The organism is Bernardetia sp. (genome assembly GCF_020630935.1).
Taxonomy (GTDB): domain Bacteria; phylum Bacteroidota; class Bacteroidia; order Cytophagales; family Bernardetiaceae; genus Bernardetia.
Window position 1 is genome coordinate 83,434 of sequence record NZ_JAHDIG010000007.1, and the last position, 8,017, is coordinate 91,450.

General features: G+C 34.0%; 6 protein-coding genes. 2 read left to right on the plus strand and 4 right to left on the minus strand.

Features of this window, described 5'->3' with window-relative positions:
* Positions 1–15: 15 nt before the first annotated feature.
* The 4 genes from QZ659_RS03740 to QZ659_RS03755 all read right to left on the minus strand — a co-directional run bounded on the left by QZ659_RS03740 (position 16) and on the right by QZ659_RS03755 (position 4,716).
* Complete coding sequence (locus tag QZ659_RS03740) at positions 16–1,422, minus strand: FKBP-type peptidyl-prolyl cis-trans isomerase (RefSeq protein WP_291722051.1); 1,407 nt, start codon at positions 1,420–1,422, stop codon at positions 16–18.
* Positions 1,423–1,429: 7 nt separating this feature from the next.
* Positions 1,430–2,371: an FKBP-type peptidyl-prolyl cis-trans isomerase gene (locus QZ659_RS03745; RefSeq protein WP_291722054.1), complete on the minus strand. Its 942-nt coding sequence runs from the start codon at positions 2,369–2,371 to the stop codon at positions 1,430–1,432.
* 219 nt (positions 2,372–2,590) lie between these two features.
* Complete coding sequence (locus tag QZ659_RS03750) at positions 2,591–3,559, minus strand: FKBP-type peptidyl-prolyl cis-trans isomerase (RefSeq protein WP_291722056.1); 969 nt, start codon at positions 3,557–3,559, stop codon at positions 2,591–2,593.
* A 134-nt stretch (positions 3,560–3,693) separates the two neighbouring features.
* Entirely contained in the window at positions 3,694–4,716 is a 1,023-nt protein-coding gene (locus tag QZ659_RS03755; protein WP_291722059.1) for a DHH family phosphoesterase, read from the minus strand.
* A gap of 421 nt (positions 4,717–5,137) precedes the next feature.
* Here QZ659_RS03755 and QZ659_RS03760 point away from each other — a divergent pair, with 421 nt between their 5' ends.
* A complete protein-coding gene (locus QZ659_RS03760) occupies positions 5,138–6,727 on the plus strand; it encodes a GMC oxidoreductase (RefSeq protein WP_291722064.1) in 1,590 nt (529 codons plus the stop codon).
* 76 nt (positions 6,728–6,803) lie between these two features.
* The gene (hemF, locus tag QZ659_RS03765) at positions 6,804–7,739 is read left to right on the plus strand and encodes an oxygen-dependent coproporphyrinogen oxidase (protein ID WP_291722067.1); all 936 of its coding nucleotides are present in this window, start codon (positions 6,804–6,806) and stop codon (positions 7,737–7,739) included.
* Positions 7,740–8,017 lie beyond the last annotated feature (278 nt).

Consider the following 8,017-nt stretch of genomic DNA (forward strand, 5'->3'; position numbering starts at 1 on the left):
TGATAATGGTTATGATTAGTTTTCTAAAATTTCTACTTTAAATACCAAAATAGAGTTAGGTTTGATAGCTCCACCTGCCCCACGCTCTCCATAGCCTAAATGTGAAGGAATGTATAAATATCCTTTTCCTCCTTTTCCAATGAGTGGAATGCCTTCATCCCAACCATCAATAAAATGATTTTCTCCAATCGTAATTTCGATAGGCTTGTCTCTATCAAAAGAAGAATCAAATTTTTCACCACTCATTAGTGTTATTCCTTCATAATGAACTCTTAGTTTTTCTCCTTTTTTAATCGGTGTTCCTTGCTTTTCAATTCTATAAAAAAGTCCTGATGTTGTTTTTTTGTAATCGGTAATTCTGTTTTGTATAAAAAAAACATTTTCAATATAGTCTTCTTGACTGTCATTAACACGATATGTTTTAGATTCTTTTTCTGAAGAGTTTTGTTCAATTTCTGTTTCTCCTTTCACATTATCATCTATCACCTCTACACTGAACACTAATATTGCATTAGGAGGTATTACGTTAGATGAGCCTCTTGCTCCATATCCCAAATCAGATGGAATATACAACGTTCCTTTCCCACCACGACCAATAAGTGGTATGCCTTCATCCCAGCCTTTTATAACTTGCCCTACACCAATAGGAAGCTCAATCGGCTCACCTCTATCATAAGAAGAATCAAATTTTTCTCCTGTTTTGAGTAATGTTCCTTTATAATGAACTCTTACTTTATCTCCTTCTTCAATATTTTGTTTACCCTGTTTATCTACTGTATAAAAAAGTCCAGACTCTGTTTTTTTATACTCTTTAATCCCTTTTTCTACAAAAAATGTATTTTCGATATATTCTACTTGTAGTTTAGTTATACTATCTGATTGGCGTTGTATTTCTGCTTGCTCCTCTTGCATTTTCTCCATATACTCTTGCTGTCTCCTCATTTGTATTTTCTGTATCTGCTGTTGCACTTCTTCGTACTCCTCTGTATTATAACCTCTTACAATACGAAACTCCTGTCTTATCCAACTTCCTTTTGGAATGAATGGAGGACGAGCTATTGCAATGCTTCCTTGATAAATAGAATCTGACTGTGTATAAACAGTTAAGCTATCTCCGATTTGCCCTTTTATAATAATTTCTACTAAAGGCATTTTTATATTATTAGAGTCACGAAGGTTAATAAGAGTTGGTATTTCTTCTTGATAGGTCTGTTGAAGAAGGGAATCTACACTATTAAATACTTTCATTTGTACTTGAATAATACTAGAATCTGTAATTAGGCTTCTTGAATTACCTTCATAGAACTGATAACGTAACCCTTTATATTCTTTAAACTCTTCTTCAAATTGAGCAAATACGGAGAAAGAAATACAAGTAAATACAAAAAGACTTAACGTTTTACATATTGAGAATAGCTTCATCGATACTCTAGTTTTCTAAAATTTCTACTTTAAATACCAAAATAGAGTTAGGTTTGATAGCTCCACCTGCCCCACGCTCTCCATAGCCTAAATGTGAAGGAATGTATAAATATCCTTTTCCTCCTTTTCCAATGAGTGGAATGCCTTCATCCCAACCTTTGATCACTTGTCCAATGCCAATAGGAAACTCAATCGGTTCGCCTCTATCAAAAGAAGAGTCGAATTTTGTTCCATCTGTGAGTGTTCCTTCATAGTGTACTTTTACTCTTTCGCCTCTTTCAATGGCTGTTCCCTGTTTTTCAACAACATAATACAGCCCAGATTCCGTTTTTGTGAAATTAGTAATTTGTTTTTGTTTAAAATAGGTGTTTTCTAAAAAGTCTGTTTGGGTTTTTACTCTATTTTTTTCTGCCATTTGTTGTTCTTTTAGCTGTTGTTCTCTTTCTTTTTGCATTTTTTCCATATACTCTTGCTGCATCTTATCTAGCATAGTAGCATACTCTTCTGCTTCATAGTTTTTGATGAGTTTTATTTCATGCCTTAAAAAGCTACCCTCTGGAATAAAAATAGGGCGTATTTGTCCGTTTTGAAATACAGAATCTGAATGTACGAATAAAGAAAGGCTATCTCCAATTCTCCCATCTTGCATCAAAATTTCTACAATCGGCAATTTTCTTGTCATGCTATCACGTAAATCTATAACAAGAGGAAAATCTTCATCTTCCGTACTTCTAAGAAGTGAATCTGTATTGTTGAAAATTTTCATATTCAATTCTATAATACTATAATCTGTAACAGCAAGGGCTTTTTTGCGCTCTTTTTTCTTGGTATGTAATTGATAGCGAATGCCTTTCAACTCCTTTTCTCCTTTATTTTTTTTGTTTTGAGCATTAGCAGAAAGCGAAATACAGAAAACAGATAACAATAAAATAAATCGATACAAGAACATAAATTTACTTTTTCAGATAATACTTTAAATTAAAACCAAAACCACCAAGTATTTTTTATGATATTTAGTGGTTTTGAAAAATAGACCAATTTAGAGTATTGGACATGATATAAAAAGTTGTTGGTGTCGCTATACTAAAATACCAACGAACGGTATTTTGTCCCTGTTCACACAGAACAACAAATATCTGTTCATGTCCAGTACTCTCAGACCAATTACTTATTCTCCTTTTTCAGCTTTAGTAACATCTTCCATTACTTCTACCTTGAAAACTAGCATTGCATTTGGAGGAATTGCACCTTGAGAACCTCTTGCTCCATATCCCAAATTAGATGGAATATACAATGTTCCTTTCCCTCCACGTCCAATAAGTGGAATACCTTCGTCCCAACCTTGGATTACTTGTCCTACGCCAATAGGAAATTCAATCGGCTCACCTCTATCAAAAGAAGAATCAAATTTTTCTCCTGTTTCTAAAAGTGTTCCTTCGTAGTGTACTTTTACTTTATCTCCAGCATTAATATCTTGTTTACCTTTTTTATCTATTGTATAGAATAAGCCAGATTCTGTCTTTTTGAAGTTTTTAATGCCTTTTTCTGCAAAATATGTATTTTCAATGTATCCTACTTGTACTTGTGCAGCACTATCTGCTTGGCGTTGCATCTCCATTTGTTGCTTTTGCATCTTCTCCATGTATTCTTGCTGCATCTTCATCTGCTTTGCCTTGATTTGCTCTTGTACTTCCTTATATCCTTCCATTGTATAGCCTTTTACGATACGAAACTCTTGGCGAATAAGACTTCCTACTGGAATAAAAGGAGGACGAGACATAGCATTTTGCCCTTGATAAATAGAATCGGACTGTGTAAAGATAGTTACACTATCGCCTACTCTACCTCTTGAAAGAATCTCTACTAAAGGCATTTTTCTATTGTTTGAATCACGAAGATTAACAAGCGCAGGAATTTCTTCACTGTATGTTTCTTGAAGAAGAGAATCTGCACTATTAAATACTTTCATCTGCACTTGTACAATACTAGAATCGTTGATTTGCTCTCCGTCGCCTCGCTCACGAACTATATACTTCATTCCTTCGTGTTCGCCTTCTTTTTTAGCAGAATCACATGACCAAGAAATTGCTCCTAAAAGAAATAATAGAACAAAGTGATGTAAAGAAAAAGATTTCATTTTTTAATTTTTAGATAAAATAACTAGAATAAATAATGTTTTTTAATTGAAATACGCTGGCATTAGCCTACAAAGGTCTAATATAAAAACCAAAGTAGAAAAGATTTATAGAAAATTAATTTTTAAAAAGCTGATTACTGGGGAGTTGTAGTAAGCTCTGTACGATGCTCTTTGATAAGGTTTTCAAAACGCTCTACCACTTTTCCAATAGGCTCTGTACTTCTGCCTCCTGCTGCATTGTGATGTCCTCCTCCTCCAAAATAATTACGAGCAAAATCAGCTACTGAAAATGTTCCGACAGAACGAAAAGACATTCTGACTTCATTTCCATAGTCAATCAGAATAGCTGCAAAGTCAATCCCTTCAATAGAGAGAGCGTAGTTTACAATTCCTTCTGTATCGCCAGACTGTGTGTTATATCTGAGGGTGTCTTTTTGCTTCAAAACAAAATAGGCTGTTCTCAAATCCTTTCTTACAGTTAGGCAGCTTGAAAGAGCATGTCCTAGAAGGCGAATCCTGTTTTCTGTATTGCTATCATATACTTTACGCTGTACGTAAGAAGAATCTAAGCCCATATCCATCAAGTCAGCAGCAATGCGATGTATTTTTCCAGTTGTATTTGGGTGTTTGAAAGACGCTGTATCTGTCATTATTCCTGCATAAAGACACTGTGCTGTTGGAATATCTATCAAATGTCTGTCATTCAAAAGCAAAATCAAGTCATAGACAAGTTCTGCTGTTGCTGCTGCTGTAATATCCCACAATTCAAATTGAGCAAAATCTGTTTTTCCTCTATGATGGTCTATCATCAAAATAGGCGTATCAGGATTTTTTTCAATAAAAGTATCTAAGGGAGCTGTTCTATTAGGGCTAGAAAAATCTAAGCAACAAATTAGAGTAGCCTCTGAAACTAATTTTTCAATTTCTTGATGAGTTCTTTCTGAATATACTACCACTTCATCGTTTTGAGGCATCCAATTCAAAAAACTTGGATATTCGGTAGGTGAAATAACTGTAGTCTGATGATTTTTCTTTTGTAAATATAAAGATAAAGCTCTGCAAGAACCCAAAGCATCAGCATCTGGGCGTTGATGTGGGAAGATAACCACTTTTTGAGGAGTGCTTAAAAGTTCTGCTAGACCTGCTAAATTTTGCATGCAAAATATGCTTAGTGAGTAAATTGTAGAAATCTAAATATTTGATTAATTGAAAATTAAAATGAGGTAGATTTCTCTAAAAAAACATGACAAAGATACCAAAACTTTTTAGTTATTGATTTTTGTATAGAGTAGAATCCAAAATAAATTGTTTTTTTAAATACAAATCTACTCTATTGATTCATATACTATATTTCAATTTAGGTTTCTTCAAACAAGATATATTTTTAAAAGTTATGCTTACATACTAAATATTAAAGGTTATTACAGATAGTTTTATATAAGATTCTTCTAGGCTGTTGTATTTGGTAAACGCAGCGTATTTTTTATGCAGATAATGATGTCTGAACTATCTGTCATAAACCGTGATAGCTTTGCTAGCTTTTAGGTCTTAAACAACTTTAAAGATATTTTTTAAACTATGAAATCTAATCGAAGAGAATTTCTTAAACTTTTAACTTATTCTACGCTTGGAATGGGAATAGCTACAAGTCCTATATTGACAAGCTGTGCACCTCTTTTTTCTACAAAAATGAAACACAATGGATTTAAAAAAGCTATAGTTATTGGTAGTGGTTATGGTGGAGCTGTAGCTGCACTACGTCTAACGCAAAGAAATATTCCTACTTTGTTGCTAGAAATGGGGCAAGAATGGAAACTGACACCTAATCATGATACATTTTGTAAAATGATTAGAGCCGATAAACGTTCAAGTTGGAGAAGTACTGTTCCAAATGCTCCTATTACCATTCCTTTTTTTATAAAAAAATATGCTGGAGTTTTGGATAAAGAAAAACATCCCAATATGGATGTTTTTTTAGGACGTGGATTAGGTGGAGGTTCTTTAGTAAACGGAGGAATTGCTATTACTCCTGATAAAAACTATTTTAAAAAAATACTCCCTTCTATAGATAGTCAAGAAATGTTTGAAAAGTATTTTCCTTTAGCTAATAAGGAATTACGTGTAAATACTATTGACTCTAAATTTTTCGAAGAAACTCCTTATTATCAGTTTTCAAGAATAGCACGAGAAGATGCAAAAAAAGCAGGGTATCAAACCAAATTTTTTCCTAATGTATATGATTTTGAATATATGCAAAAGGAAGCCAAAGGAGAAGTTTATAAATCAGCCTTAAATGGAGAGGTTATTTATGGAAATAATGCAGGAAAATGGACATTAGACCGAACCTATATTGCTCAAGCTACTCAAACAAAAAACTTAGAAGTCCGAACATTATCTCAAGTAACTCATATTGAAGAGCTAGAAAACGGACATTATAAAATACTTGTTACTAAACTTAACACCAAAGCAGAGCCTATACATCAAGAAACATATACGTGTCAGTATCTATTTTTAGGCGCAGGAAGTATGGGAACGTCTAAATTACTCTTAAAGTCTAAGTATGAAGGAGGACTGCACAAACTCAATGAAAAAGTAGGACAAGAATGGGGAAGTAATGGAAACATAATGACTGGAAGAAATTTTGTAAGCGCAACAGGTAGAAAACAATCTACTATTCCTGTCTTGGGAATAGATGGTTGGGACGACCCTGAAAATCCTATTTTTGCTGAGATAGCTCCTTTACCTATGAACCTAGAAACATGGACAACACTTTATCTTGCCATTACTCAAAATCCAGAAAGAGGATATTTCGAATACAATAAAGCTACAAGAGAAGTACAATTAATTTGGGGTGAAAATCAAAATTACCAAGCCAAACAAGCAGCCAAAAAATTTATTGATAGAATGAATAAAGCAAATGGAGGTACAAGGTCACATTTACTTTTTAATAATGGATATGGAGATGATTTTTGTTATCACCCTTTAGGAGGATGTGTATTGGGGAAAGCAACAGATAATTATGGTAGAATAAAAAATTATAAAAATTTGTATGCTATAGATGGTTCTCTAATTCCAGGTAGTGTGGGCGTAAATCCTTTTGTAACCATAACAGCAGTAGCAGAGCGAAATATAGACTATATCTTAAAAGAAGATTTTATAGATGAATAAGGAGGTAAGTGTTTGGGATTAAATTCTTATTTTTGTGAAAAAATAAAAATAGATACATTTTAAAACTATAACTCACTTGAATAGCTTAGATACTCTTACCCAACTGTCCGATGAGCTTACAACTCACAAAACACAAATTTCTACTTGGTTTCAAGGCTTACAAACACAAATTTGTACTGCCTTAGAAAAAGCTGATGGAAAATCTAAGTTTCAGACAGACACTTGGCAGCGTGAAGGAGGTGGTGGGGGAACATCTCGTGTTATAGAAAATGGAAATCTCATTGAAAAAGGTGGCGTAAATTTTTCGGCTGTTTTTGGAGAATCTCCAGAGCGCATGTTGCAACTGATGAAACTAGAGCCTGCCGATTTTTTTGCTACGGGTGTTTCTATCGTTTTGCATCCAAAAAATCCACTTGTGCCGATAATTCACATGAATGTTCGTTATTTTGAAATGAGTAATGGAATGTATTGGTTTGGTGGAGGAATTGACCTAACACCACATTATATAGTAGAAGAAGATGCCAAATTGTTCCATCAATCTTTGAAAGAGGTTTGTGATAAACATCACGCAGACTATTATCCAGACTTTAAGAAAAAAGCAGATGATTATTTCTTTATTCCTCACAGAAACGAAACTAGAGGCATCGGAGGAATATTCTTTGACCACTTGAAAGAACAAGAAGGAATTACAAAACAAGACCGTTGGAATTTTGTAAGAGAGGTAGGAGAAGCCTTTGCGCCTATTTATACAGAAATTGCAACTAAAAATAATTCACTTCCTTTTACAGAAGAACATACCCAATGGCAACGCCTTCGAAGAGGACGTTATGTAGAGTTTAATTTAGTCAATGACAGAGGAACAAAATTTGGATTAGAAACCAACGGCAGAACTGAATCTATCTTGATGAGCCTTCCACCAGAAGCCAACTGGCAATACGCACACCAGCCAAAAGAGGGAAGTGAAGAAGCAAAAACGTTAGCTCTTTTGAAAAAGGGTATTGATTGGGTGTGATTTTTATAAGGGTTATATAATGGGCTTTAACCTTTGCTGGTGTTTAAGTGATAGCGACACCAACAAAAAACATACTTGCAAGTCCGTGCAAATCAATATACTTGTTGGTGGCGTAACAGCAAGCCGAAACTAAAACACCAACAAGGGATACTGGGAACATCGTTATCTTTTGATTCTGATTTATCCAATTTTAAAACCAATCACCAAAACATCGTCTATTTGGCGTTCGTTTCCAGAGTCTTTCCAATCTTTAAATTCTTGGGCTAATTCTGATTTTT